General features: G+C 46.6%; 27 protein-coding genes. 15 read left to right on the forward strand and 12 right to left on the reverse strand.

Features of this window, described 5'->3' with window-relative positions:
- Window positions 1–29: 29 nt before the first annotated feature.
- The 6 genes from AOC19_RS08985 to gatC all read right to left on the reverse strand — a co-directional run bounded on the left by AOC19_RS08985 (window position 30) and on the right by gatC (window position 6,125).
- Window positions 30–1,094, reverse strand: a complete 1,065-nt coding sequence (locus AOC19_RS08985) for a CobW family GTP-binding protein (protein ID WP_215376231.1) — start codon at window positions 1,092–1,094, stop codon at window positions 30–32.
- A gap of 63 nt (window positions 1,095–1,157) precedes the next feature.
- The gene (locus tag AOC19_RS08990; RefSeq protein ID WP_215376233.1) at window positions 1,158–2,159 is read right to left on the reverse strand and encodes a tyrosine recombinase XerC; all 1,002 of its coding nucleotides are present in this window, start codon (window positions 2,157–2,159) and stop codon (window positions 1,158–1,160) included.
- A complete protein-coding gene (locus tag AOC19_RS08995; protein ID WP_215376236.1) occupies window positions 2,140–2,814 on the reverse strand; it encodes a DUF484 family protein in 675 nt (224 codons plus the stop codon). The genes AOC19_RS08990 and AOC19_RS08995 overlap by 20 nt, the downstream gene beginning before the upstream one ends.
- Before the next feature lie 34 nt (window positions 2,815–2,848).
- Entirely contained in the window at window positions 2,849–4,321 is a 1,473-nt protein-coding gene (gene gatB, locus AOC19_RS09000) for an Asp-tRNA(Asn)/Glu-tRNA(Gln) amidotransferase subunit GatB (protein WP_215376239.1), read from the reverse strand.
- Entirely contained in the window at window positions 4,318–5,835 is a 1,518-nt protein-coding gene (gatA, locus tag AOC19_RS09005; protein WP_215376242.1) for an Asp-tRNA(Asn)/Glu-tRNA(Gln) amidotransferase subunit GatA, read from the reverse strand. The genes gatB and gatA overlap by 4 nt, the downstream gene beginning before the upstream one ends.
- Complete coding sequence (gene gatC / locus AOC19_RS09010; protein WP_215376244.1) at window positions 5,832–6,125, reverse strand: Asp-tRNA(Asn)/Glu-tRNA(Gln) amidotransferase subunit GatC; 294 nt, start codon at window positions 6,123–6,125, stop codon at window positions 5,832–5,834. Before gatC ends, gatA begins: the two co-directional genes overlap by 4 nt.
- A gap of 62 nt (window positions 6,126–6,187) precedes the next feature.
- Here gatC and AOC19_RS09015 point away from each other — a divergent pair, with 62 nt between their 5' ends.
- From AOC19_RS09015 to rodA, 5 genes are read left to right on the forward strand one after another with little or no spacing between them, the layout of a single operon-like run.
- Window positions 6,188–7,231: a rod shape-determining protein gene (locus AOC19_RS09015; RefSeq protein ID WP_015422176.1), complete on the forward strand. Its 1,044-nt coding sequence runs from the start codon at window positions 6,188–6,190 to the stop codon at window positions 7,229–7,231.
- Between the two features lie 24 nt (window positions 7,232–7,255).
- Complete coding sequence (gene mreC / locus AOC19_RS09020; RefSeq protein ID WP_215376247.1) at window positions 7,256–8,185, forward strand: rod shape-determining protein MreC; 930 nt, start codon at window positions 7,256–7,258, stop codon at window positions 8,183–8,185.
- On the forward strand, window positions 8,182–8,706 hold the full coding sequence (gene mreD, locus AOC19_RS09025) for a rod shape-determining protein MreD (RefSeq protein ID WP_215376250.1): 525 nt from the start codon (window positions 8,182–8,184) through the stop codon (window positions 8,704–8,706). The genes mreC and mreD overlap by 4 nt, the downstream gene beginning before the upstream one ends.
- A gap of 8 nt (window positions 8,707–8,714) precedes the next feature.
- On the forward strand, window positions 8,715–10,622 hold the full coding sequence (mrdA, locus tag AOC19_RS09030; RefSeq protein WP_215376253.1) for a penicillin-binding protein 2: 1,908 nt from the start codon (window positions 8,715–8,717) through the stop codon (window positions 10,620–10,622).
- Window positions 10,604–11,755 carry a rod shape-determining protein RodA gene (gene rodA / locus AOC19_RS09035; protein WP_215376255.1) on the forward strand — a complete coding sequence of 384 codons (1,152 nt, stop codon included), beginning with the start codon at window positions 10,604–10,606 and terminating at the stop codon, window positions 11,753–11,755. The genes mrdA and rodA overlap by 19 nt, the downstream gene beginning before the upstream one ends.
- 91 nt (window positions 11,756–11,846) lie before the next feature.
- On the opposite strand, the gene AOC19_RS09040 is transcribed toward rodA, so the two are convergent.
- Both AOC19_RS09040 and AOC19_RS09045 read right to left on the reverse strand, forming a co-directional pair.
- Window positions 11,847–12,149, reverse strand: coding sequence for an HU family DNA-binding protein (locus AOC19_RS09040; RefSeq protein WP_353055748.1), 303 nt, complete (start codon window positions 12,147–12,149; stop codon window positions 11,847–11,849).
- A gap of 94 nt (window positions 12,150–12,243) precedes the next feature.
- Window positions 12,244–12,609: a hypothetical protein gene (locus tag AOC19_RS09045; protein ID WP_215376257.1), complete on the reverse strand. Its 366-nt coding sequence runs from the start codon at window positions 12,607–12,609 to the stop codon at window positions 12,244–12,246.
- A 164-nt stretch (window positions 12,610–12,773) separates the two neighbouring features.
- Here AOC19_RS09045 and AOC19_RS09050 point away from each other — a divergent pair, with 164 nt between their 5' ends.
- A complete protein-coding gene (locus AOC19_RS09050; RefSeq protein WP_215376260.1) occupies window positions 12,774–13,676 on the forward strand; it encodes an aspartyl/asparaginyl beta-hydroxylase domain-containing protein in 903 nt (300 codons plus the stop codon).
- Window positions 13,677–13,679: 3 nt separating this feature from the next.
- Here the strand turns inward: AOC19_RS09050 and AOC19_RS09055 are convergent, their stop codons facing one another.
- The gene (locus tag AOC19_RS09055; RefSeq protein ID WP_215376263.1) at window positions 13,680–13,976 is read right to left on the reverse strand and encodes a DUF167 domain-containing protein; all 297 of its coding nucleotides are present in this window, start codon (window positions 13,974–13,976) and stop codon (window positions 13,680–13,682) included.
- Window positions 13,977–13,998: 22 nt separating this feature from the next.
- Here AOC19_RS09055 and can point away from each other — a divergent pair, with 22 nt between their 5' ends.
- The 4 genes from can to AOC19_RS09075 are packed head-to-tail and all read left to right on the forward strand — an operon-like array spanning window position 13,999 to window position 17,777.
- Window positions 13,999–14,664, forward strand: a complete 666-nt coding sequence (can, locus tag AOC19_RS09060) for a carbonate dehydratase (RefSeq protein ID WP_215376266.1) — start codon at window positions 13,999–14,001, stop codon at window positions 14,662–14,664.
- A gap of 8 nt (window positions 14,665–14,672) precedes the next feature.
- On the forward strand, window positions 14,673–15,560 hold the full coding sequence (locus AOC19_RS09065; protein WP_215376269.1) for a lipid A biosynthesis acyltransferase: 888 nt from the start codon (window positions 14,673–14,675) through the stop codon (window positions 15,558–15,560).
- A 38-nt stretch (window positions 15,561–15,598) separates the two neighbouring features.
- Entirely contained in the window at window positions 15,599–16,351 is a 753-nt protein-coding gene (locus AOC19_RS09070) for a metallophosphoesterase family protein (protein ID WP_215376272.1), read from the forward strand.
- Between the two features lie 7 nt (window positions 16,352–16,358).
- Window positions 16,359–17,777 carry a serine/threonine protein kinase gene (locus AOC19_RS09075; protein WP_215376274.1) on the forward strand — a complete coding sequence of 473 codons (1,419 nt, stop codon included), beginning with the start codon at window positions 16,359–16,361 and terminating at the stop codon, window positions 17,775–17,777.
- A gap of 24 nt (window positions 17,778–17,801) precedes the next feature.
- Here AOC19_RS09075 and AOC19_RS09080 read toward each other — a convergent pair whose 3' ends face one another.
- Window positions 17,802–19,175: a dicarboxylate/amino acid:cation symporter gene (locus AOC19_RS09080; RefSeq protein WP_215376277.1), complete on the reverse strand. Its 1,374-nt coding sequence runs from the start codon at window positions 19,173–19,175 to the stop codon at window positions 17,802–17,804.
- A gap of 62 nt (window positions 19,176–19,237) precedes the next feature.
- On the opposite strand from AOC19_RS09080, the gene AOC19_RS09085 reads away from it, so the two are divergent.
- Both AOC19_RS09085 and AOC19_RS09090 read left to right on the forward strand, forming a co-directional pair.
- Window positions 19,238–19,975, forward strand: coding sequence for a pseudouridine synthase (locus tag AOC19_RS09085; RefSeq protein WP_215376280.1), 738 nt, complete (start codon window positions 19,238–19,240; stop codon window positions 19,973–19,975).
- Window positions 19,976–20,035: 60 nt separating this feature from the next.
- Window positions 20,036–21,655: a peptide chain release factor 3 gene (locus AOC19_RS09090; protein ID WP_435367693.1), complete on the forward strand. Its 1,620-nt coding sequence runs from the start codon at window positions 20,036–20,038 to the stop codon at window positions 21,653–21,655.
- A 2-nt stretch (window positions 21,656–21,657) separates the two neighbouring features.
- Here the strand turns inward: AOC19_RS09090 and AOC19_RS09095 are convergent, their stop codons facing one another.
- Both AOC19_RS09095 and AOC19_RS09100 read right to left on the reverse strand, forming a co-directional pair.
- On the reverse strand, window positions 21,658–21,906 hold the full coding sequence (locus AOC19_RS09095; protein ID WP_215376283.1) for a hypothetical protein: 249 nt from the start codon (window positions 21,904–21,906) through the stop codon (window positions 21,658–21,660).
- Window positions 21,893–22,129 carry a DUF2798 domain-containing protein gene (locus AOC19_RS09100; RefSeq protein WP_215376286.1) on the reverse strand — a complete coding sequence of 79 codons (237 nt, stop codon included), beginning with the start codon at window positions 22,127–22,129 and terminating at the stop codon, window positions 21,893–21,895. Before AOC19_RS09100 ends, AOC19_RS09095 begins: the two co-directional genes overlap by 14 nt.
- A gap of 123 nt (window positions 22,130–22,252) precedes the next feature.
- Here AOC19_RS09100 and AOC19_RS09105 point away from each other — a divergent pair, with 123 nt between their 5' ends.
- Genes AOC19_RS09105 through AOC19_RS09115 form a run of 3 tightly spaced genes read left to right on the forward strand, consistent with a single transcriptional unit; the run spans window position 22,253 to window position 23,685 of the window.
- Window positions 22,253–22,459 carry a hypothetical protein gene (locus AOC19_RS09105; protein WP_215376289.1) on the forward strand — a complete coding sequence of 69 codons (207 nt, stop codon included), beginning with the start codon at window positions 22,253–22,255 and terminating at the stop codon, window positions 22,457–22,459.
- Window positions 22,460–22,511: 52 nt separating this feature from the next.
- Complete coding sequence (locus AOC19_RS09110) at window positions 22,512–23,018, forward strand: MOSC domain-containing protein (RefSeq protein ID WP_251368027.1); 507 nt, start codon at window positions 22,512–22,514, stop codon at window positions 23,016–23,018.
- Window positions 23,019–23,037: 19 nt separating this feature from the next.
- Window positions 23,038–23,685, forward strand: a complete 648-nt coding sequence (locus AOC19_RS09115) for a histidine phosphatase family protein (protein ID WP_215376292.1) — start codon at window positions 23,038–23,040, stop codon at window positions 23,683–23,685.
- Window positions 23,686–23,688: the final 3 nt, after the last annotated feature.

Raw genomic sequence — 23,688 nt, forward strand, 5'->3', positions numbered from 1 at the left:
CTGTGGCGGCGGATTGTACTTGATATTTCCTAGACCAAACAGCCCTCAAGCCCAGCCAGTAGGGTGTCTTTAGGCAAATCAATGCCAATAAAGACCATGCGAGTTTGCTTGGGTTCGGTGCCCCATAAACCAGCCATATCGCTCCCCATCATCTGATGGACGCCCTGGAACACAACTTTTCGGTTACTACCCTTCACATAAAGCACGCCTTTGTAGCGCAACATCTTCTCTCCAAAGACCTCCAAAATGCCTCCCAGGAAGTCCTCTAATTTTTTATGATCAAAGGGTTTATCACTACGAAAAACGAAGGATTGGATACGGTCTGTATGCCCAGCATGGCCATGATGATCATGACTATGGTCGTGCCCACAAGTGCTGTGATCATGGTGGTCATGGCTGTGATCGTGGCCACAATTAGCGTGATCATGATCATCTTGCCCCAAGAAGTGAGGATCAATGTCGAGCTTCGCATTCAAATTAAAGCCCTTGAGATCCAAAACAGCCTCCAAAGGAACTACCCCCTTAGAAATACCCTGAATTGGTGCGCGGGGATTCATGTGCATCAAACGATTACGTAAGGCATCCACTTCAGCAGGCGTTACTAAATCGGTCTTAGTGATGAAGATTTGATCAGCAAAGCCTACTTGACGCTGCGCTTCTTCATGCTCAGTCAGCTGTTGTGGGCCGTGCTTGGCATCCACAAGGGTGACCACCGCATCTAATACGTAATGATCTGCGACATCATCATCCATGAAGAATGTTTGCGCCACCGGGCCCGGATTGGCTACACCAGTAGTCTCAATGACAACGCGATCAAAGCTAATTTTTTTATCTTTGCGCTGTTCCCAGAGAGCGTTCAGCGCCTCAACTAAGTCACCGCGAATAGTGCAGCAAATACAACCATTGCTCATTTGCACAATATTCTCTTGATTGTCTTGAACCAAGATGTCGTTATCAATATTCTCTTCACCAAACTCGTTCTCAATCACAGCTATTTTTTTGCCATGCTCAGCAGTCAGGATGTGTTTGAGCAAAGTGGTTTTGCCGCTACCTAAAAAGCCCGTGAGAATTGTTACCGGAATTAACGCCATCATTGATCCTATCAAAATCTATAAATAGATTTCCCAAATGGGAAACCTTCTATCTTACCGAGTTCCTCAGGCTTTGCCAGCCTTTGCGCGAGGATGGGCTTTATCGTATGCCTGCGCTAGGTGCTGGAAATCTAAAGAGGTATAAATCTGGGTGCTAGCAATGCTGGCATGCCCCAGCATCTCCTGCACTGCCCGTAAATCTTGGGACGATTGCAGGACATGGCTAGCGAAGCTATGGCGCATCATATGTGGGTGCACATGGGTTGGTAGACCGGCTCTCATTGCCAAAGTTCGCAGGCGTGCCTGCACCGTCCGAGGGGATAAACGCGCACCCGTAGCGGAGATAAATAAAGCTATCGATACATCCGCTTGCTCTAGTTGATCACGGATCGTACGCCAGACTTTGAGAGATTGCATTGCAGGTCCGCCAATTGGGACTGAGCGGCGCTTGCCACCCTTACCCAAAACCGTTACTTCTGCTGCATCCCAATCCAACCAGCCAGCAGATTCATGTTGACGATCTTTGCTTTGCATCACATCAATGCCCAGCAACTCTGATAGTCGTAAACCAGAGGAATACAGCAAATCAATGATTGCTGCGTCACGTATCGTCTCTAAATCCTTTTTTTCTTCAGCCTCTTTTAGGGCTTGATTTACTAAAGAGAGTGCCTGTTCAACCGAAAGTGCTTTAGGTAAAGACTTCAAACGTTTAGGAGCTTTCACATCATCGACTGGATTAGCTACTAGGTTTGCAGTCACCCTGCCTGCTTGGGCATCGCGACGCGCGTCTTTCTCGGTTAACCAGTCATACCAACCGCGCCATGCAGACAGCGCTCTTGCAATCGTACGAGATGATTTTCCCTTCGCATGCAAACGGCCTGCCCAGCGACGCACATGAGCATTTGTTACCTTTAGCAAGTCAACGGCATCATCCGTTGCCAGTGCTTGCAACTCACCCAGATCCATGCGATACGCTTTGAGCGTATGAGGTGAGAGCTGCCTCAATACATGCAGCTCGTGCAAATACTCCTGCACCAAGGGATGAAGATCAGCTGGTGCTTGGCTCATAAGCCTGGATACGATCCAAAGCTGCAGCAGTCAGTTCAGCAATCTGACGTAAATAGAATGCGCCCATGTCGGCGGTAAAGCGCGACTCGTCTTTACTTGCCAGCAAAAGGACGGCTGGCGATTGCACCACGCCAATACTCTTACCTAATGGCAAACCAATCGCCACCATACTTTGCCACTCAGGATCAATGCTTACCTGCGTTGCCAGCAGATCCACACTTGCAGCTGCCAGCTCCTTAGCGGAACCACATAACGGCGTATCAATCCAGGGGCCAAATGCTGTATTGGGCGACAAGAGTTGTGCGGACTCCACTTCAAATACTTCTGCTAAGCCTGTAGTCACTGCAGACTCTACGTCTGCTTTTGTGTTTGCAACCATCAAACGTAATAACCAAGCCACCAAACTCTGTTGAGTCTTGTCATTACGACTACCGAAATGCAGCATCTCACTCAAGCGACGATTGAGCTCTTGATTCTGTGTACGCAACAGAGTCATCTGGCGCTCTTGCAAGGAGATCGCGCGATCTTCATGAGGATGCTTCAAGCGAATTTCATTTAAGAGATTGGCATAGCGCTCAAAGAAACCGGGGGTTGCACGCAACCACTCCGCTACCAATTCTTCTTGCTCAGCTTGCTTAGGATCGATCGCGCTCATCTATGTCTTTCTCGCTTATTTTTTATTTAACTATTTAGCTCAGCTTCTTACGCAGCAACTCATTTACTTGGCCTGGATTGGCTTTACCTTGCGAAGCTTTCATGATCTGGCCCACCAAAGCATTAAATGCTTTTTCTTTACCAGAACGGAACTCTTCTACCGACTTCTCGTTAGCTGCCAATACCTTATCGATCAGGGCTTCAAGCTCACCACTATCGCTAATCTGCTTCAAACCCTTAGCGTCAATCACTTGATCAACAGTACTAATAGCCTTACCTGCGATGGCCTCTTCCCACAGAATTGCAAAGATGTCTTTTGCAATCTTGTTAGAAATAGTGCCATCTGCAACGCGGGTTAATAACGGCGCCAAATGCTCCGCTTTCAAGGGTGCAGCTGAAGTAGCAATACCGGCACGATTCAGTGATGAAGCAAACTCACCTGCAATCAAATTAGCCGCAGCCTTTGCCAGAGGCTTACCAACAATCGCAAGCAGCTCTTCAAATACCTTGGCAGTATCGCGATCTTGTGTAAGCAATTGTGTGTCGTAGGCGCTCAAGCCAAATTCACTTTGCCATTGCTCTCGTAGCTGTGCTGGTAATGCCGGCATCTTGCTGCGTACATCAGCAATCCATGCGTCATCAATCACCACCGGCAATAGATCAGGATCCGGGAAATAGCGATAGTCATTAGCATCCTCTTTACTGCGCATGCTCCGGGTTTCTTGACGATCAGGATCGTATAAACGGGTTTCTTGTACGACTGTGCCGCCATCTTCTATTAATTCAATTTGACGACGCACTTCATATTGAATCGCTTCTTCTAAGAAGCGGAAGGAATTCAAGTTCTTAATTTCGCAACGAGTGCCAAATTCTTTTTGGCCTACAGGTCGAACAGATACGTTGGCATCGCAACGGAAAGAGCCTTCTTGCATATTGCCATCACACACCCCAAGCCAAACTACTAAGGTATGAAGTGCTTTGGCATAAGCCACCGCTTCAGCTGCGCTGCGCATCACTGGCTCAGTCACAATTTCTAGCAATGGTGTGCCGGCACGATTTAAATCGATGCCACTAGATGCTTCGCCGTGCGGCCCCAAGAAGCCTTCTTCGTGAACCGACTTACCTGCGTCCTCTTCCATGTGGGCGCGCGTGAGCTCAACTACTTTGACTTGATCGCCGACTAAGATTTCAAGATGACCGCCCACAACTACAGGTAGATCCATCTGGCTAATCTGGTAGCCCTTTGGTAGGTCGGGATAGAAGTAATTCTTACGCGCAAAAATACTTGCAGGCGAAATCTTGGCATTCACTGCCAGACCAAAACGAATGGCATGCTCAACTGCTTGGCGGTTCAGCACAGGCAAAACCCCTGGCAACGCTAAGTCAACAGCACAGGCTTGTGTATTGGGGCCTGCACCAAAACGCGTACTCGCACCACTAAAAATTTTGGATTGCGTCTGTAACTGCGCGTGAGTCTCTAGACCAATAACGATTTCCCACTGCATCATGCCACCTCGCTTGCTTGACGCAAATGCCAGTCGCTATTTTGCTGATATTGGTGCGCCACTTGAAGTAAGCGTGCTTCAGAAAAATAATTCCCAATGAGCTGCATGCCGATTGGCAGCTTGCTTGAATTAAAGCCGCAAGGAACACTCATCGCCGGCAGTCCTGCTAGATTGGTTGAGAGCGTGTAAATATCCTCTAAGTACATTTGCACTGGATCTTTTGATTTTTCACCTAAGCGCCATGCAACATCGGGTGCAACTGGTCCTAAGATGACATCGCACTTTTCAAATGCTGCCTGAAAATCGGCTGCAATGATGCGACGAATTTTTTGAGCCTGTAAGTAATAAGCATCGTAGTAGCCATGACAAAGCACATAGGTACCAACCAAAATGCGACGCTTTACCTCTGCACCAAAACCTTCGGTACGAGACTTCTTGTACATATCGGATAAATCACGATATTCATTTGCGCGATGACCATAGCGCACACCATCAAAGCGACTCAAATTACTTGAAGCCTCGGCAGGCGCTAAAACGTAATACACCGGAATAGATAACTTGGTTTTAGGGAGGCTTACTTCAAGCAACTCTGCGCCTAAATCTTGCAAGGCTTTTGCGGCAGCATTAACTGCATTAGCGACTTCGGGCGCAAGTCCTTCTGCGAAGAATTCTTTTGGCAGGCCGACGCGCAACCCTTCTAATGGATTTGCTGAATTAGAACCGCCCTCTTTCCAGGACTGCGTGAGATAGCGACTGTAATCCTCTCCAGAATCAGCCAAGGATGTCGAGTCTCGTGGATCATGTGATGACATGGCTGTGAGCAATAGAGCGCAGTCTTCTGCGGTCTTGCCCATTGGACCAGCCTGATCGAGTGAAGAGGCATAAGCAATCATCCCGTAACGAGAAACGCGCCCATAACTTGGCTTGATTCCAGTTAATCCGCAAAAAGCAGCAGGCTGACGTATTGAGCCCCCAGTATCTGTACCTGTTGCAATTGGGGCTAATCCTGCGGCTACTGCCGCTGCAGAACCTCCAGAAGATCCGCCAGCAACATATTCTGAATTCCAGGGATTTAAGACTGGGCCATAGGCTGAATTTTCATTCGAGGAACCCATCGCAAACTCGTCCATATTGGTTTTGCCAAGGCAAACCATGCCGGCTCCATTGGGATTCAATTCATCCGGAATTCCGAGATTTGCGACTACTGTGGCATCAAATGGACTGAGGTAACCCTCGAGCATTTTGGATGCGGCAGTGGACTTCCAACCACGGGTTACAAAGACATCTTTATGGGCAACAGGAATGCCTGTCAATTTTCCAGCCTTGCCCGATGCTAATAATGCATCTGCTTTAGATGCTTGCTCTAAACTTAAGTGAGCACTTACATCAAGATATGCGTTCCAGTGCTTTCCAGCTTCAATACGGTCGAGAAAGTACTTGGTCAGCTCAGTACTGGAGACCTCTTTAGCAGCCAAGGCTTTGGCCATTAGCGCGATGGGGGTTTGGTGCCAACTCATTCGATCACCCGCGGAACTAAGAAGTAGCCATCCTGCACGGCAGGGGCAGATTGCATATTTTCAGCACGATGGTCGGTTTCCGTCACTGCATCACTACGCAGGGGTTGCGCCAAATCACGCAAAAAGAGGATGGGGTGAGCTAAAGGGGCAAGACCGCTCGTATCGACAGCCTGCATCTCCTCAACCAAGGCAAAAACGGCCTGTAATTGGGGCAATACTGCCTCGGCTTCTGCCTGACTTAACTCAAGGCTGGAAAGGTGCGCAATGCGCTGGACATCATCAAGTTTCATGGGGCGCTAGAGTATCATTCCTATATATATTTTTTAACACTTACTTATTTTCCCACTACATCATGTTTGGTTTTTTCCGCAGCTACTTTTCTAATGACCTGGCCATCGACCTAGGTACCGCTAACACCTTAATTTACATGCGTGAACGGGGTATTGTGCTTGATGAACCGTCAGTCGTGGCAATTCGCACTGAAGGCGGCCCAAATGGCAAAAAGACCATTTTGGCAGTCGGAAAAGAAGCAAAAGCCATGTTGGGACGTGTTCCTGGAAATATTGAGGCTATTCGTCCGATGAAAGACGGCGTTATTGCCGATTTCACGATTACCGAGCAAATGCTCAAGCAATTTATCAAAATGGTGCATGAGAGCAAGCTTTTAAAGCCTAGTCCACGCATCATCATTTGCGTTCCTTGTGGATCCACTCAAGTTGAGCGTCGCGCAATTCGCGAATCTGCATTAGGTGCAGGCGCATCCCAAGTATTTTTAATTGAAGAACCAATGGCTGCTGCAATTGGTGCAGGTCTGCCAGTTTCTGAAGCGGCTGGTTCGATGGTTGTTGACATCGGTGGCGGTACAACTGAAGTTGGCGTGATGTCATTAGGCGGCATGGTTTATAAAGGCTCTGTTCGTGTTGGTGGCGATAAGTTTGATGAAGCAATCACCAATTACATCCGCCGTAACTACGGCATGTTGATCGGCGAACAAACTGCTGAGTTGATTAAGAAGACAATTGGTTCTGCATTCCCGGGACAAGAAGTCCGCGAGATGGAGGTTAAGGGTCGCAATCTTTCTGAAGGCATTCCACGTAGCTTCACTGTGACAAGCAATGAAGTACTCGAAGCCTTGACTGATCCATTAAATCAAATCGTGACTGCAGTAAAAGCGGCCTTAGAGCAAATTCCTCCTGAGCTTGCATCTGATATCGCCGAACGCGGCATGATGCTGACCGGCGGTGGCGCACTATTGCGTGACCTTGATCGCTTGTTGCTGGAAGAAACTGGCCTGCCTATTCATGTTGCAGAAGATCCCCTCACTTGCGTCGCTCGTGGTTGCGGTATTGCCTTAGAGCGCATGGACAAGCTGGGTGGCGTGTTCTCACAAGAGTAATTGACTTAAGCGTCGATTAGGGAATTGCAACATAGCGCTCCTCCTCTTTTCAGACAAGGCGTTCCAGCTTTAGTCAAACTGATTGTCTGTCTATCGATCAGCATCGCATTGATGTTGATCGATTTTCGTTTTAAAGCACTTGATCCGATTCGCAATAACGTCAATTGGTTATTGCGTCCTTTAGAGTATGTGATGATGATGCCGCGCAATGCATACGATGCCAGCTCTGAATATTTCACAACACGCGGAACGCTTGATAAAGAAAATCAAGAAATGAAAGTGCGTCAAGCAGAGCTTTCTTTGCTTGCAAATCAATCTGAGTTTCTGCTTCTAGAAAACCAAAATCTCCGTCAGTTGATGGACTTGCAAAAGCAGGTGCCTTTCAAAACATTACCAGTCGAAATTTTATTTAATCCACCCAATCCAATTTCTCAACGCATTGTGATTAACCGTGGGAGCGATGATGGCCTTAAGCTGGGCAATCCCATTGCGAATGATTCAGGCATCTTGGGCCAAGTGGTGCGTATTTATGATCGCTCTGCAGAAGTATCGCTACTAGAAGATCGTGACTTTGCAGTACCAGTTCAAGTTGCACGCAACGGCTTAAGGGCCGCTGTTTTTGGCGCAGGTCGCGGCAATCCACTTGAGCTTCGCTACCTTCCCGTGGCCAGCGATTTAGAAGTGGGCGATGTATTGATTACCTCTGGTATCGATGGCATCTACCCTCCTGGGTTTGCGGTAGCCGTAATTAGTCGCATTGAACGCAATGCAGATAAAAACTCATCAAACGTTTTTTGTGAGCCAGTTGCGCCAGTCAATCGCTATCGCCAGGCCTTAGCCCTGCTTTACGATCCGCAATGGGATGCCAAAGCATCTGCCGCAAGTAGTAAGCCTGGCGCACCACTGACTAATACTCCAGGTCGTCGCCAAACTCGTGCGCGAGGAATGCAATGATCGACTTTCAAAGCGGCTATATCCTGCGCCCGGTCAGTCCGGTCTTTATTTACTTCAGTCTGTTTTGTGCGCTACTACTCAACCTGTTGCCTATTGGAAATTACGGCTGGGTTCCTGACTGGCTCATTATTTGCATCGTGTTCTGGAATATTCACCAGCATCGCTATGTTGGCGTCATCATTGCATTCATTCTTGGTATGCTGATGGACGTCCACAACTCTGACTTATTGGGCCTTCACGCATTTAGCTACTCATTAGTGGCATATATCGCCATCTCTTGGCATCGCCGCATCATTGCCTTGACAGTTTTAACGCAAGCCCTGCATTTACTACCCATCTTCTTATTAGTTTCCTTATTTCCAGTGCTGGCTCATTGGCTATTAAGTGGTGAGATTTATTGGTGGGCTTTAACTGGTGCTATTCAGGCTCTAATTGAGGCATTACTGTGGCCTTTAGCAACGCGCATCTTGTTGTCACCTCAACGTCGTCCTATTGACGTTGATCACAACCGTCCAATTTAAGTAGCGCCATGGTTTCGTTTAAAAAACCAGACCTCGACTCCTTTCAAGAGCGCATACATATTGCGACCCTGTTTGTCACTTTCTGCTTCCTATTGCTCATCACCCGTCTAGTGTGGCTGCAAATGGTGAGTCATGGCAAATATGCCCTGCTCGCAGAAAATAATCGTATTGCCCTAGTTCCAGCACCTGCGAATCGCGGTCTTCTCATAGATCGCAATGGCATTGTGATTGGCAGAAACTATTCGGCGTTGACCTTGGATGTGAATGCAGCAGAGGTTAAGGGAAACGTAGATGAGCTGATTGATGAGCTATCCCAAATCGTATTAATTTCTCCGCGGGACCGCCGCAATTTCAAGCGCTCCCTAGAAGATTCTCGAAAAATGGGCACTTTTCCACTCAGATCCATGCTTACCGAGGCTGAAACTGCCCGATTTATGGCCAATCGCTATCGCTTCCCCGGGGTAGAGATCCGCGCCCGCAGCTTCCGAGAGTACCCCTACAACGAGCTAGCCTCCCATTTAATTGGCTACATTGGGCGCGTTTCTCAAAGAGATAAAGAGAAAATGCAGGCCGAAATTGAGAACTCCAAAGCAGACGATCCCGATGCTCTGCAGGCCTCTTTTTTGCCAGGCATTCAATACGTTGGCAAGATTGGTCTAGAGCAAAGTTACGAAACAGTTCTTCGTGGCGTGCCAGGATATGACCAAGTAGAAATTACTGCAGGCGGCAAACCAGTGCGCACACTTTCTAGCTCGCCTTCAATCCCCGGAAAAAATGTGGTGCTGTCAGTTGATATCAAACTGCAATATTTAGTAGAACAACTTTATGGAAATTTCCGTGGCGCATTTGTTGCGATTGAACCTGAGACTGGGGACATCTTGGCATTTGTATCCAAGCCCAATTTTAATCCCAATGATTTTGTTGAAGGCATTGATTCGGTAACGTGGAAAGAGTTGAATGAATCACCTCAAAAGCCACTCTATAACCGCCCCCTCAAAGGAATCTATCCTCCAGGATCAACCTATAAACCATTCATGGCACTGGCTGCTTTAGAAACCAAAAAGCGTACACCATCACAATCTATTTCCGATCCAGGTTATTTTGATTTCGGCAATCACACCTTCCGCGATGATAAAAAAGGTGGGCACGGTATTGTCGATATGCAAAAGTCAATTGTCGAATCTTGCGACACTTACTACTACCTACTTGCGCGCGACATGGGCGTGAATATGATGCACGACTTCATGAAGCCATTTGGTTTTGGGCAAATCACTGGCATCGATTTACAAGGCGAATCCAAAGGCGTACTGCCATCCACTGAGTGGAAGAAAAATACCTTCAAAAAACCAGAGCAGCAAAAGTGGTATGAAGGTGAAACTATTTCTCTTGGAATTGGACAGGGTTACAACGCATTCACTATTTTGCAGTTAGCCCATGGAATGGCGAATTTGGCAAACAATGGCATTGTGATGAAGCCGCACTTGGTGAAAGCCATTGAGGATCCATTTACGAGAAATCGTACTCTTACAACTCCGAAAGAAAGCTATCGCATTGATCTTGCCCCGGAGAATATTGAGGTGATTAAAAAGGCAATGCTTGAAGTGAACATCTCCGGAACATCTGCATCCGTATTTAAAGGTGCTGGATATCAAGCGGGCGGTAAAACAGGAACGGCTCAAGTCTTTAGCTTAAATTCAAAAGAGTACAACCATGGATCAACCGCAGAATTTTTAAGAGATCATGCTTTATATGTTGCGTTTGCTCCCATAGATAAGCCAACTATTGTGATTGCTTTAGTTGTAGAGAATGCAGGATTCGGAGCACAGCATGCTGCGCCGATTGCACGTAAAGCACTTGATTTTTATCTTGAAGGTAAATGGCCCAAGGAGATTCCTGAATGGAAAAGAGCGCCATAGGAAAAGCGAAAAAAATATTTCTGAGTATTTTTAGCGGGCTTGATCGCCAGCTAGGCCTTATTTTACTTGGCTTAGCGGGAATTGGATTTATCATATTTTTATCTGCAAGTCAGAATACGCCTGTTCGTTTTGAAGATGAACTGCGTAACCTTGCTCTTTCATTTGCAGTGATGTGGGTCGTTTCACGTATTCCACCAAAATGGTTGGAGATGGCTGCAGTCTGGATTTATGGAATTGGGGTTGCACTACTCATTGCTGTTGCTGTGTTTGGATTGATTAAAAAAGGTGCGAGGCGTTGGCTTAACATTGGTTTTGTAATTCAGCCTTCCGAGATCATGAAAATTGCAATGCCACTCATGCTGGCCTGGTATTTTCAGAAGCGTGAAGGTATACAAAAATCTTGGGACTATGGAGTAGCAGCAATCATTCTTGCGATTCCGGTATTCCTGATTGCGCGTCAGCCCGACCTAGGCACAGCGCTCTTAGTTTTCGCTGCGGGTATGTATGTGATTATTTTGGCGGGACTCCCATGGAAATGGATTCTGCCATTTATTGGCCTCGGTGCTTTTGGCATTATCTTGATTATTATTTTTGGCAGCACTATTTGCGCACATGATGTTGTTTGGCCCTTCGTTCATAACTACCAAAAACATCGCGTCTGTACTTTGCTTGATCCCAGTAGCGACCCTCTTGGTAAAGGCTTTCATACTATTCAATCCATGATTGCAATTGGCTCTGGTGGATTTTTTGGTAAAGGTTGGTTTCAGGGTACGCAAGCGCATCTGGAATTTATTCCAGAAAAGCATACCGACTTCGTCTTTGCTGTTTTCTCTGAAGAATTTGGTTTGCTAGGCAACCTCGTCTTACTTGCTCTATTCTTTGCGCTGGTTAAAAGAGGTCTAGCCATCTCCGCTAGCGCACCTAATCTTTTTACCCGCTTACTTGGCGCATCAGTGACGATGATTTTCTTTACCTACGCCTTTGTCAACATTGGCATGGTCAGTGGCCTATTACCAGTTGTGGGCGTTCCATTACCTTTTATTAGCTATGGAGGCACCGCTCTAGTCACACTGGGTTTTGGTGCTGGAATTTTGATGAGCATCCATCGTCATCGACGTCTAGTGCAGAGTTAGAAATTTGGCAGCGGCATTCGCAAGCCTGCTGCCTAAATAGTGAAAATAAAAAAGCCCGGCATGCCGGGCTTTTTCATCAACAATGCAAGAATTACTTCTTACGCTTGTTAACTGAATCTTTAAATGCCTTACCAGCAGAAAACTTAACAGTTTTAGCAGCAGCAATTTTGAGTGGCTCGCCAGTTTTTGGGTTACGGCCCATACGTGCAGCGCGCTTACCAGAAGCAAAAGTACCGAAACCGATCAGTTGTACTGAGTCGCCTTTAGTAACAGCTTTAATGATTTGCTCAATAGCAGAATTCAATGCAAATTCAGCTTTGGCTTTTGAGATCTCAGCGTCGTCAGCAATCGCTGCGATTAGTTCTGCTTTGTTCAAGTGAAGCTCCTTATAGATATTGATATCAGCGCACCTTGCGCTTACATGATTTTAACCACAAAAAATTACAAAAATAAAGCTGCATCACAGCAAATTTTTTTATAACTACTTTTTACTCTTCTATAACAGTCACATCTGATACAAAATACTCGGTATCGCCGAAACAACTTGTAGGCAATCCGATGTGCTGATCATATTTCAGGGCAACTTTTTTACCCAAATTAGCATTGATTTTTTGCGCCACAGCATCTTCGCGCACTGTAAAGAGGAATTTTTCTGACATAGTTCCCGGCATAGAAACCATGGCTAATTCACCTTCCCAGGTTTTACATACGTAGCCGCGATTGGAAAACTTCTGGACATAGCCTGCGCGCTCACCACTGCCATAGCTCCAATTAAGCATAATCCAGGTATAGGCCGCCAAACCAGCTAAGCCAATCAATACAAGGCTTAAAAGCCATTTTATGAATCCATTCATGTGATTTTCCTTAACAAATCCCCCATGCAGCCCTAATTAGGTGCATGACCTGTAAGCCAGTTTTGACCCCAATCAACATTTGAGCATATTCATTACAAAAATAGGGATGAAATAGCGGTCCATACAAATTAAAATATTAGTGTTAACGCTAATTGGTAAATTCCATGGAACTTCGTCACTTTATCTTTCTGATTTTTGTTGTCTCGGCTATTTATGTCTATTTCAGAGGGAATGTTCGATTTGGTGTGGTGCGCTCTCTAACGGATTACCAAGTACTTTTAGCGCCAATCAATAGCCTGCTGTACTTATTTTCGAAAACTAAGGCTGGGGCATTTATTCCAGTTGCTGATTTTCCTGAAATGAAGCCCCTTCAAGATAATTGGCAAATGATTCGTGATGAGGCCCTCGCCTTAAATGCAGATGGCGCAATTGCTGCCGCTACGGGATACAACGATATTGGGTTCAACTCCTTTTTCCGCACAGGCTGGAAACGATTTCACCTCTATTGGTATGGGAAAGAATTGCCATCAGCACAGCTCAATTGCCCCAAAACCGTTGCGCTCCTGAAATCCATCCCCTCGATCAAGGCGGCAATGTTTGCCTCCTTACCCCCTGGAGCAACGCTAGTACGCCACAGAGACCCCTACGCTGGCTCACTGCGCTATCACATTGGCCTTGTCACCCCGAACGATCCAAAATGCTTTATCGATGTGGATGGAGAGCGCTACTACTGGAAAGATGGTGAGCCCGTGATGTTTGATGAAACCTATATCCACTTTGCTGCCAATGAAACTGATCACCAGCGCATTGTCTTGTTTTGTGATGTCGAACGGCCTGTTCACACTAAATTGGTGCAACTATTAAATCGCTGGTTTGGTCGCTACGTAATGAGTGCAGCCTCCTCCCAAAACGTTGAGGGGGAGAAGGTGGGGCTCGTCAACATTCTCTTTAAATACTTTTATCACCTTAGAGCGCAAGCTAAAAAGCTGAAAGCAAAGCATCGCGGCGTTTATTACATTGGGAAGTGGGTGCTCATTTTAGGGATTTTGTGGGCAATTTTTTGGTAAGCCTTAGGGGCTCAGCACTTCAATAATTTGCTCTGGGGTAATTGAACCCCAGATCTCCACCCTTTTAATGCGGCTACTTTGCCCAGATAAGAGTTGAATTTGTTTTTGTGGCACTCTCAACTGCTTGGAAAGCCATGATAAAAGCATCTCATTTGCCTTATTTTCCTGGGCAGGAGCCTGTAGCGATATCTTTAGGCAGCCGTCATGAAGTCCAACCACTTTGGTCAGCTTTGCGCCCGGCTGGCAATGCAAATTGAGGACAATGCCAGTGGGGGTTTGTTTTAACCAAATAGGCATCATTAAAGTACTTTAAACTCAAATCATGATTATGAAGAACTCCAACGCCTTAGACCAGCTATTTGCCAATAACCGCGAGTGGGCAGAAGCCATGATCGCCAAAGATGCTAATTTTTTTAAGCGTCTAGTCTCACAACAGGCACCAGAATATCTTTGGATTGGTTGCTCGGATAGTCGTGTACCTGCAAACGATATTGTTAATCTGCTACCAGGCGAGCTCTTTGTTCATCGCAACGTTGCGAACGTCGTCGTTCACACTGATTTGAACTGTTTATCTGTGATTCAATTTGCAATCGACCTTTTAAAGGTCAAACACATTTTGGTAGTTGGTCACTACGGCTGCTCTGGCGTGCATGCTGCGCTTACTGATAAACGAGTTGGACTTGCTGATAATTGGTTGCGTCATGTCAAGGATGTGCATCAAAAGCATGAACGTTATCTCGGCGAAGTCATCCCCAGCCCAAAACGTCAAGATCGCTTATGCGAGCTTAATGTCATTGAGCAAGTAGTCAATGTTTGTGAAACCACCATCGTTCAAGATGCGTGGGCGAGAGGGCAGGATCTCACTGTGCATGGGTGGGCCTATCGCCTTGAGACCGGCTTAGTAAATGATTTAGGCATGTCTATTAGCTCCACCGAAGAAATGCATGTGCGTTACGCCAAATCCTTATCTCGCTACGATGCCGAATAAATTTAGTTTTGTTTAAAAACTTTTCAAACTATTCTGGGGTGGCACTCCTCAGATTTCTAGTATCGCTACCATACAAAACCCTAGTCTCTATTGGCTATGGCTTAGGTTTTTTGGCGGCGCACATTCCTAGCGATCGTAATCGGGTGGTTCAAAAAAATTTAGAGCTGTGCTTCCCTGAGCTGAATGATCAGGAAATTGATCGACTCAGAAAACAGCATTGGCGACTACTAGGTCGCAGCCTGGTAGAGAAAAGTATTATTTGGCTTGGGAGTAAAAAACAGCTTGCCGACATGATTGAGGTTCAGTCGGAAGTTGATCTCAATGATCGGCAACCACGCATCTTAGTAAACATGCATTTTATTGGTATCGAGGGCAGCATTATTTTAAGTGCGCTTGCAAAAGATAAAGGCTGGCCTCGCACCTCTGGATTTTTCCAAAGAATGAAAAGCCCCTTTTTCAATAAAAAAATTGTTGAGTGGCGTAATCGTTTTGGCGGAAACTCGATTGATCGCCAGGGAAACTCGCTTGAGTTGATTCGAGAAATCCGCAAGGGCAGTTTTATTATCATCGCGCCCGATATTGATCTGGGCCTGAAAGACTCTGCCTTCGTTCCCTTCTTTAATATTCAAACAAATACAATCACTGCTGTATCGCGTCTTGCCAAGATTACGGGAGCACAAGTCTGCATGATGGTCACCACTTTAAAAAAGAATGAGGCTGGCTACATTTGTACTATTAGAAAGCCTCTTGAGAATTTTCCAACTGATAATCCTGAAGCTGACACCGCAAGGCTAAATCAAATTTTTGAACAAGAAATACGACTGAGACCCGCCGAATACTACTGGGTTCATAAGCGTTTTAAAAATAGGCCATTTAACGAAGCCAGCCCCTATTAAGCCTTCTGCTGGACGCGCTTTTGTCCTATCATTAAAGGATGACTGAACGCATTGGGCTATTTGCCGATCTACATAGTAATTTAGAAGCTTTTGATGCCTGTATGGAGCAGGCAAAAGAGTTGGGTGTAAGCCGCATGGTTTTCTTAGGAGATATTGTTGGCTACAACGCAGATCCCGGCGCTCTGATTGATCGTATTGGGGAATTGGTTGCTGATAAAAAAGCAATTGCGGTACTAGGCAATCATGATCAAGCAGTATTTGAAGACCACCGCCACCAAATGAATGCCAGTGCAAATGCAGCAATCGAGTGGACCAAGGCACAGCTGAATTCCACTCAAGTTCAATTCCTGAAAGATTTGCCGCTCATCGTTCAAGAGGAGGCGATGTGTTTTGTTCATGCATCAGCTCACAATCCCGCAGACTGGAATTACATTACTGACAGCATGAGTGCGTGGCGTTGCGTTCAAAGCTCAGGCAAGACATACACTTTTGTTGGTCACGCGCATGAGCAAGCCCTGTTCTATCAAAGCGCCGTTGGTAAGCTCATTCGTTTTTCACCACATCCTGGCGATGAAATTCCTGTCATGAACCATCGCCAATGGGTTAGCGTAGTGGGTTCGCTTGGTCAGCCACGAGATGGAAATCCTGAGGCTTGCTTTGCTGTCTTCGAGCCAGCGTTAGAGGCGCTTACTTTTCACCGCACTCCCTATGATCAATTCACCGCTGCAGACAAAGTTCGTCGCGCTGGATTGCCCGAAGACCTTGCTAACCGCCTCATTACTGGAAAATAATTTTCCTATGTCGATCAATACTGATATTGAAGCGGTTGATGATATTTTCCAGGAAGGCAAAGTTGTTGATGGATTTGTACTAGGTCCCGAGGTTCATCGCGGTGGTATGGCCAGCCTATACTCCGCAACTAAAGAAGGCGTCGATGTTCCTATTCTTCTGAAGATTCCTAGGGTGGGTCGCGATCAACCGGTAGAAAGTCTAATTGGCTTTGAGACTGAGCTCACGATTTTGCGCTCACTAAAGAGCCCCTATGTCCCCAAGTATCTCGGCTCCGGCAATATGGCAACCCGTCCCTATATTGCAATGGAAAGAGTGGAAGGTAGGCCACTTGAGGATCTCATCAAAGAAGGTAAGGTTTTTACGATTGATGAGGTTGTACAGATTGGCGCGGACCTAGCACAAGCAGTGCAGTCCTTGCACGCACAAGACGCCATCCATTTAGATATCAAACCAGAAAATATTTTGATTGATGAAAAAGGCAAGCTCACCATAATTGATTTTGGCTTATCTCATCATGCACGCTTCCCTGACTTACTTGTAGAAGAAATGCGCAAGGGAATCGGTTCGGCTCCATATATTGCACCAGAGCAAGTGATGGGTATTCGCTCAGATTACCGTAGCGATATTTTTTCTATTGGCGTCATCCTGTATGAGCTGTTAACGGGAGAGCTCCCGTTTGGTAACCCGCAGAGCATGAGTGGTTTACGCAAAAGAATGTGGGCGCAAGCTTTTCCTCCGCGTGCAATCCGCAAAGAGATCCCACGCTGGTTACAAGAAGTTGTTTTACGCTGTCTAGAACCACGCGCAGCAGATCGTTACCAAAGCGCTGCACGTCTGCGTCAAGTGCTACGCGATCATGAGAGCGTCACTTTGACTGAGCGCGCAGATCGCGTTGACCCTCTGAGCTTTTGGGAAAATCTCAAGCGCATGTTCCGTGCGGCGGGCTACGAGCCCTCTCCCAGCCCACGCCCTAGCGTCGGAAATTACGATGCACCTCTCATGATTGCTGCGATTGACACACGCCAATCGGATGAGAGCTTGCGTGATCGAATGCAAACAACTGCAAAGAATTTATTTCTAGCCTATCCCGAAAGTCGCCTTGTATGTATTAGCACCATTGCTAGCACACCCACTTTTGAAGGCAATCAAGAAAGCGAAACAGCTAGCGGTATTGTGCGCGGGCATCTCGTACAACTCATGGAGTGGGCGAAGCCTTTGAAGCTGCCCCCAGAACGGATTTCCTATCACGTACTGGAGGCGCTTGATCCAGCTAGCCGCATTGTAGAATTTGCCAAGGACAACGATGCCTCGCTGATCTTGATTGGCGCCTCTCATAAACTACCCAATAAAGTCACGCCATGGCGCACCTCAATGACAAAGATTGTTGAGGAAGCCCCGTGTAGCGTTCATATTGTCAGGACCTAGAGCTTAATCTGGCCTGGGTGACAATTAGTGCATCTTGTCTTGCTTACGATCCAAAATCACTTCGGGCTCCTGAGCCTCAATCCAACTATCACGATTTAGTGCAGCTGTTAATTGCTGCTGATTTAACTCACCGGTCCAGCGAGCTACAACAATAGTTGCCACACCGTTACCAACTAAATTAGTTAGTGCGCGAGCCTCAGACATAAAGCGATCGATACCCAAGATAATGGCAAGGCCTGCAACAGGCACATTTCCTACCGCAGACAAGGTTGCTGCCAAGACAATAAAGCCACTACCAGTAATGCCTGCAGCCCCCTTGGAGGTCAGAAGCAAAACTAGCAATAAGGTAATTTGCTGCGTAATAGTCATTGGCGTGTCTGTAGCTTGCGCAATAAATACCGCTGCCATTGTTAAGTAAATAGAGGTGCCATCAAGATTGAATGAATATCCCGTTGGGATGACTAAACCGACGCAGCTTTTCTTGGCGCCTAGCAACTCCATTTTCTCCATCATGCGCGGCAAAACCGACTCCGATGAGGATGTTCCTAAAACAATGAGCAACTCTTCTTTGATATAGCGTACAAATTTAAAAATGTTAAATCCATTGAAGCGCGCAATGATTCCAAGAACAACAAAGACAAAAAGTAAGCAGGTGATATAAAACGCGCCCATCAGCTTGCCCAATGAAAATAAAGAGCCCACTCCATATTTTCCAATCGTGAATGCCATTGCACCAAAAGCACCAACAGGGGCAAATTTCATGACGATGCCAATAATGTCAAAAAGAACATGGGAGGTTTTTTCGATCAAGTCAAATACCATCGTTCCCCTGCCGCCAAATTTATGCAATGCAAACCCAAATAAAACGGCAACAAAAAGCACCTGCAAAATTTCTCCTTTTGCAAAAGCATCGACTACTGTATTGGGAATAATGTTTAACAAGAATTCAGTGGTCGTGGCCATCTTGTCTGGACCCGTATAGGCAGCAATAGCCTTGGTATCCAAGCTGGCAGGATCAATATGCATGCCCGAACCCGGCTGGAGGACATTGACTACGATTAAGCCAACCATCAGCGCGATGGTACTAACAACCTCAAAATAGAGCAGGGCTAAGCCACCCGTCTTGCCGACCTTCTTCATATCTTCCATGCCGGCAATACCCAACACAACCGTGCAAAAGATAATGGGGGCAATCAGCATTTTGATGCCCTTGATGAAGGCATCACCAAATGGCTTCATCTCTACACTCAAGGATGGGTATAGGTGGCCTAACAATACACCCACTACAACCGCTACAAGCACCTGAAAGTAAAGGATTTTATAAATTGGAGGCTTTTTTAGTGTGGGTGTCAATTGAACTTCCTTTGCATAATGGATAGCACCGTCCGAATAGGGCATCTAAACCCAATAATACCCTCCGGCAAAATGATGAAATTGTCAGCTTGCCCGATAATGCAATCATGGAAGAAAAAATACGCGTATCCAAGCTGCTCTCTGAGCTAGGTCTATGCTCCCGTCGTGAAGCAGACTCTTATATTGAACAAGGTTTGGTCACCGTCGATGGTGAGGTGGTCAATGAACTAGGATCCCGAGCTTTTCGTCACCAAAAGATTGAGCTCCAGTCTGGCGCCAAGGCGCAACAAGCATCTCGAGTTACAGTTATTTTGAATAAACCAGTTGGCTTTATCTCTCACTTTGATGATGAGCAAGAGTATCAGCCCGCAGCCTCTCTCATTACTCCCGATAACTACTTTGCTAGCCCACTCGATAAAGGTCGTAATCCACGCTTTAATACCCGTGGCCTAGCGCCCGCTGGTCGCCTCGATATTGATTCGACTGGCATGCTGGTATTAACTCAAGATGGTCGTATTGCAAAACTGCTAATTGGCGAAAACAGTCCCATTGAAAAAGAATATTTGGTCCGAGTCGAAGGTGCGCTCTCTTTTGAAGATTTGGATAGACTAAAACATGGCCTGGAGTTAGATGGCGTTGTTTTGAAACCGGCTCAAGTTAGTTGGCAAAACGAAGATCAACTTCGCTTTGTTTTACGAGAGGGTCGTAAGCGTCAAATCCGTCGTATGTGCGAGATGGTTGGCCTCAGGGTGTTAGGTCTTAAGCGCGTCCGTATGGGTAGAATTTCGCTGGGCGCCTTACCCCCCGGAAAGTGGCGCTTTGTTAGGCCCGAAGAGCAATTCTAAGAAGCTGCGCCCGCTTATAATTCTGTCAATTAGATTAAGCGCAGAATTACCATCGATACCATCACCTCCAGCACTCCCGGCGCAGAAGTTTTAAGACGCCGCAGCTTTGCCATCATCTCTCACCCAGACGCTGGCAAGACCACACTTACCGAAAAACTCCTTCTGTACGCAGGGGCGATTCAGATTGCAGGTAGTGTAAAAGCCCGTAAAGCTAGTCGACATGCAACATCCGACTGGATGGAAATTGAAAAACAACGTGGTATTTCCGTGGCTAGCTCCGTAATGCAAATGGAGTATCGCGATTGCATTATTAATCTTTTAGATACACCAGGACACCAAGATTTCTCTGAAGATACCTATCGCGTATTAACTGCCGTAGACTCCGCGCTCATGGTCATTGATGCTGCCAATGGTGTTGAATCACAAACCTTACGCCTGCTTGAAGTCTGTCGCGCACGCAACACACCGATCGTCACTTTCATCAACAAAATGGATCGTGAAGTAAAGCCGCCCATGGAGTTGATGGACGAGATTGAAACTGCGCTCGGCATTGAGGTAGTTCCCTTTACTTGGCCAGTAGGCATGGGTAAATCATTTGCCGGCGTCATTGATATTGCCAACTCCCACATGCGCATGTTCAAGGCTGGCGAAGATCGTGTCACTGAAAATTCTCATGCGATTGTTGATGTCAACGATCCGGCCTTAAAAGAGCGCTTAGGCACTGATCTTGAAAATGCACTTGCCGAAGTCGACCTGATTAAAAATGCAATGCCTGCTTTTAATAAAGAAGCCTTTTTGGCAGGCCGTCAGTCACCGGTATTCTTTGGCTCAGCGATTAATAATTTTGGTGTGCGTGAAATTCTCAACACCTTAGTAGAGCTCGCACCATCACCAGGATCACGCAAAGCATTGCAACGGGAAGTTAGCCCAGCCGAGAATAAATTTTCTGCAGTGGTGTTTAAGATCCAGGCCAATATGGATCCAGCCCACCGAGATCGTGTTGCCTTCTTGCGTATTTGCTCGGGGCACTTTCAGCGCGGTATGAAACTGAAGATTTGTCGCAATGGCAAAGAAGTGCGTACCAACAATGCGCTGTCTTTCTTGTCACAACGCCGCGATATTTTGGATGAAGCCTTCCCTGGCGACATTATTGGATTGCCAAACCACGGGCTTCTTCGACTGGGCGATACGCTCACCGAGGGAGAGCAATTGCAATTTACAGGACTGCCATTTTTTGCGCCTGAGATTTTCCGCATGGTGGAGTCTGCTGATCCATTGCGCTCAAAACAATTACGCACGGGCTTAATGCAGCTTGGCGAAGAAGGCGCGATTCAGGTGTTCCGCCCTATGACTGGCGGCACGATGCTGCTCGGTGCATTTGGGCAGTTACAGTTTGAAGTGGTCAGTCATCGCCTGCAAACTGAATATGGTGCAGAAGTGCGTTTATTGCCCGCCCGCTACAACCTAGCCCGCTGGGTCAGCTCAGATGATCCTGTGGCACTGAAGAAATTCATTCAAGAAAATATTCACCGTATGGCCGAGGATGTTGTGGGAGCCTCAGTATTTTTGGCCAGCCATAAATCTGAATTAGATGTTGCTCAACAACGCTGGGAATCCATTCAATTCCACGCGCTTAGAGAGCATGCAGGTCTTATCTACCAATCTGACCTCGCTGGTTAAATCTAGCGTGGGCTTGATTGCGGCCAATTGCAATCAAATACTGTAACTAACTGAGTGTCACTCTTTCTAAAAGAGGCAGTCTTGCCATATTGAGCACAATAGGCATTAGCCTTTGATGTAAGTGAGGCAATAGACTCGCCATCGCTATTCAAAAAAGTAACGTGATTTGAGTCTGAGGCATCGGTATAAACTGCGGCGCAAGCACTCAAGCCAACAATACTCAGCAAAACAATATATTTAAGATGCTTCATTTTTAATCCTCTTGACTAAGCGGGCAGTGAGTTTGCTTGCGAACGGACGATAAATCAAAATGCAAATCATCGCCACTGGATAGGCGACCGCCCAAACCTCCAGCCATACCCAAAAGAAATTTTGCGCAAAACCTACGCGCACCAAGGTAGTGGCGAAAGTAATACTCAATGACATGAGTCCGCCCATGATGGCGGCAAAAATAAGATTGGGAATATTCATCATCCAATCATAGCGCCTTGACTGCTTAGCTGTTATTCTGATTTGTGATCACTATTCCGCGCCCTACTTAGGGGAGTCTACTGAGCAAGCTCAGAGGTTCATCATTTCAAGACTCTAGGAAAAAATATGGCTGTTGGCCAAAATCAAAGAAATAGAAAAAACGATCCCATGCTGAGCAAAACTGGCAAAGCTAAATTGGGCCCACTAACCGTTACTCAACTCACGAAATTGCTTGAATCTAGTACTAAGCCTAAAGAGAAGGCAAAGATTCAAAGGGCTCTAAACAAGCGTCCTCTGCTACCAGCGCCTGTCGCTGAGGCTGTTGCAGCCTAAGTACTAAGCCCCGAAATTACCGGGGCTTTTTCTTATGTAATATGCTCTCATCATGAAAGCATTACCGCAAATTCACTCTATCTATATTGCCTCTCGCGCGGGCGAATCGATGGTGCAACTTACTCAGGCTGAGATTGTTGCCGGCGAAGGAATTGTGGGTGATCGCTATGCCTTGGGTATCGGCGCATTCTCAAAATCGAAACCCAAGATCCGTCATGTCTCCCTCATTGCGCTATCTGCTATCGAGAACGCTAATAACGAACTGCTTGCAAAGCAACAAGTAGTTTTTGATCATGGCGATACTCGCAGAAATATCGTGATCAGTGGCATTTCGGAGGATATGCTCAATGGGCTAGTGGGCAAGACCTTCTCTTTGGGTGGTCTTGCTTTTAAAGGCACTGAATTATGTGAGCCTTGTCAGCGACCTGCTAACTTGCTAAAAAGACCAGATTTTATGAATGTATTTGAAGGTCGGGGCGGCCTCAGAGCACAAGCCCTCGAATCCGGATACCTCGCCCCAGGAAACACTCTGCTTCTCTCGGTCGCCGAAGAAAATTAACTCAACCCCTGATTGAAATATGTCCACAACAACACTCTGCTTGATTCGCCATGGCGAAACTGCCTGGAATGCCGAAAGACGCCTGCAAGGGCATACCGACACCCCCTTAAATACCAAGGGTGCAGTTCAAGCCCGACAAATGGCTCAGGCTCTTAAAAATATCAAGCTCTCGTTTGACGTCTTGTACACGAGTGATCTGAAGAGAGCAGCTGACACTGCAAACGCTGTCGTTGAATTATTTGGGGTTGAGCCACAGATCGATAGCGCTTTAAGGGAGCGGCATTTTGGGGCGCTTCAAGGCCTCTCCATTAGTGAGGCGCCATTACTTCAGCCCGAGATTTGGCAAGCCCACATTACTCGTGACTTGGAGCATGATCTTGGTGGCGGGGAAAGCATTCAGCAATTTGCATCGCGCGTTCAAAATGCTCTAGACAAAATTCAAGAGCGTCATGTTGGTAAAACTATTTTGCTAGTTAGCCATGGTGGCACACTTGACATGATGTATCGCATTGCAAGTAAGCAAGACTTGCGCGCCGAAAGAGTGGCTTCCGTGCCCAATGCTTCATTAAATTGGATTACTCATAGCAAGGCTAGTGGTTGGGAAGTAAAGCAATGGGGAGACACTCGCCACCTTGAGGGTCCCGCCCTAGAGAATGTTGACCTCTAAGTA

It is taken from the genome of Polynucleobacter asymbioticus, from assembly GCF_018687575.1.
Lineage (GTDB): Bacteria > Pseudomonadota > Gammaproteobacteria > Burkholderiales > Burkholderiaceae > Polynucleobacter > Polynucleobacter asymbioticus_C.

Coding starts and splice junctions, on each gene's coding strand:
- AOC19_RS09075 (WP_215376274.1), top strand. CDS start 16,359: ATGTCGATCAATACTGATATTGAAGCGGTTGATGATATTTTCCAGGAA.
- gatA (WP_215376242.1), bottom strand. CDS start 5,835: ATGAGTTGGCACCAAACCCCCATCGCGCTAATGGCCAAAGCCTTGGCT.
- AOC19_RS08985 (WP_215376231.1), bottom strand. CDS start 1,094: ATGATGGCGTTAATTCCGGTAACAATTCTCACGGGCTTTTTAGGTAGC.
- AOC19_RS09095 (WP_215376283.1), bottom strand. CDS start 21,906: ATGAAGCATCTTAAATATATTGTTTTGCTGAGTATTGTTGGCTTGAGT.
- AOC19_RS09050 (WP_215376260.1), top strand. CDS start 12,774: ATGGAACTTCGTCACTTTATCTTTCTGATTTTTGTTGTCTCGGCTATT.
- gatC (WP_215376244.1), bottom strand. CDS start 6,125: ATGAAACTTGATGATGTCCAGCGCATTGCGCACCTTTCCAGCCTTGAG.
- AOC19_RS09110 (WP_251368027.1), top strand. CDS start 22,512: ATGAAAGCATTACCGCAAATTCACTCTATCTATATTGCCTCTCGCGCG.
- mreD (WP_215376250.1), top strand. CDS start 8,182: ATGATCGACTTTCAAAGCGGCTATATCCTGCGCCCGGTCAGTCCGGTC.
- AOC19_RS09015 (WP_015422176.1), top strand. CDS start 6,188: ATGTTTGGTTTTTTCCGCAGCTACTTTTCTAATGACCTGGCCATCGAC.
- AOC19_RS09070 (WP_215376272.1), top strand. CDS start 15,599: ATGACTGAACGCATTGGGCTATTTGCCGATCTACATAGTAATTTAGAA.
- AOC19_RS09105 (WP_215376289.1), top strand. CDS start 22,253: ATGGCTGTTGGCCAAAATCAAAGAAATAGAAAAAACGATCCCATGCTG.
- rodA (WP_215376255.1), top strand. CDS start 10,604: ATGGAAAAGAGCGCCATAGGAAAAGCGAAAAAAATATTTCTGAGTATT.
- AOC19_RS08995 (WP_215376236.1), bottom strand. CDS start 2,814: ATGAGCGCGATCGATCCTAAGCAAGCTGAGCAAGAAGAATTGGTAGCG.
- mrdA (WP_215376253.1), top strand. CDS start 8,715: ATGGTTTCGTTTAAAAAACCAGACCTCGACTCCTTTCAAGAGCGCATA.
- AOC19_RS09085 (WP_215376280.1), top strand. CDS start 19,238: ATGGAAGAAAAAATACGCGTATCCAAGCTGCTCTCTGAGCTAGGTCTA.
- AOC19_RS09115 (WP_215376292.1), top strand. CDS start 23,038: ATGTCCACAACAACACTCTGCTTGATTCGCCATGGCGAAACTGCCTGG.
- AOC19_RS09055 (WP_215376263.1), bottom strand. CDS start 13,976: ATGATGCCTATTTGGTTAAAACAAACCCCCACTGGCATTGTCCTCAAT.
- AOC19_RS08990 (WP_215376233.1), bottom strand. CDS start 2,159: ATGAGCCAAGCACCAGCTGATCTTCATCCCTTGGTGCAGGAGTATTTG.
- AOC19_RS09100 (WP_215376286.1), bottom strand. CDS start 22,129: ATGATGAATATTCCCAATCTTATTTTTGCCGCCATCATGGGCGGACTC.
- gatB (WP_215376239.1), bottom strand. CDS start 4,321: ATGATGCAGTGGGAAATCGTTATTGGTCTAGAGACTCACGCGCAGTTA.
- AOC19_RS09080 (WP_215376277.1), bottom strand. CDS start 19,175: ATGCCCTATTCGGACGGTGCTATCCATTATGCAAAGGAAGTTCAATTG.
- AOC19_RS09045 (WP_215376257.1), bottom strand. CDS start 12,609: ATGAATGGATTCATAAAATGGCTTTTAAGCCTTGTATTGATTGGCTTA.
- can (WP_215376266.1), top strand. CDS start 13,999: ATGATTATGAAGAACTCCAACGCCTTAGACCAGCTATTTGCCAATAAC.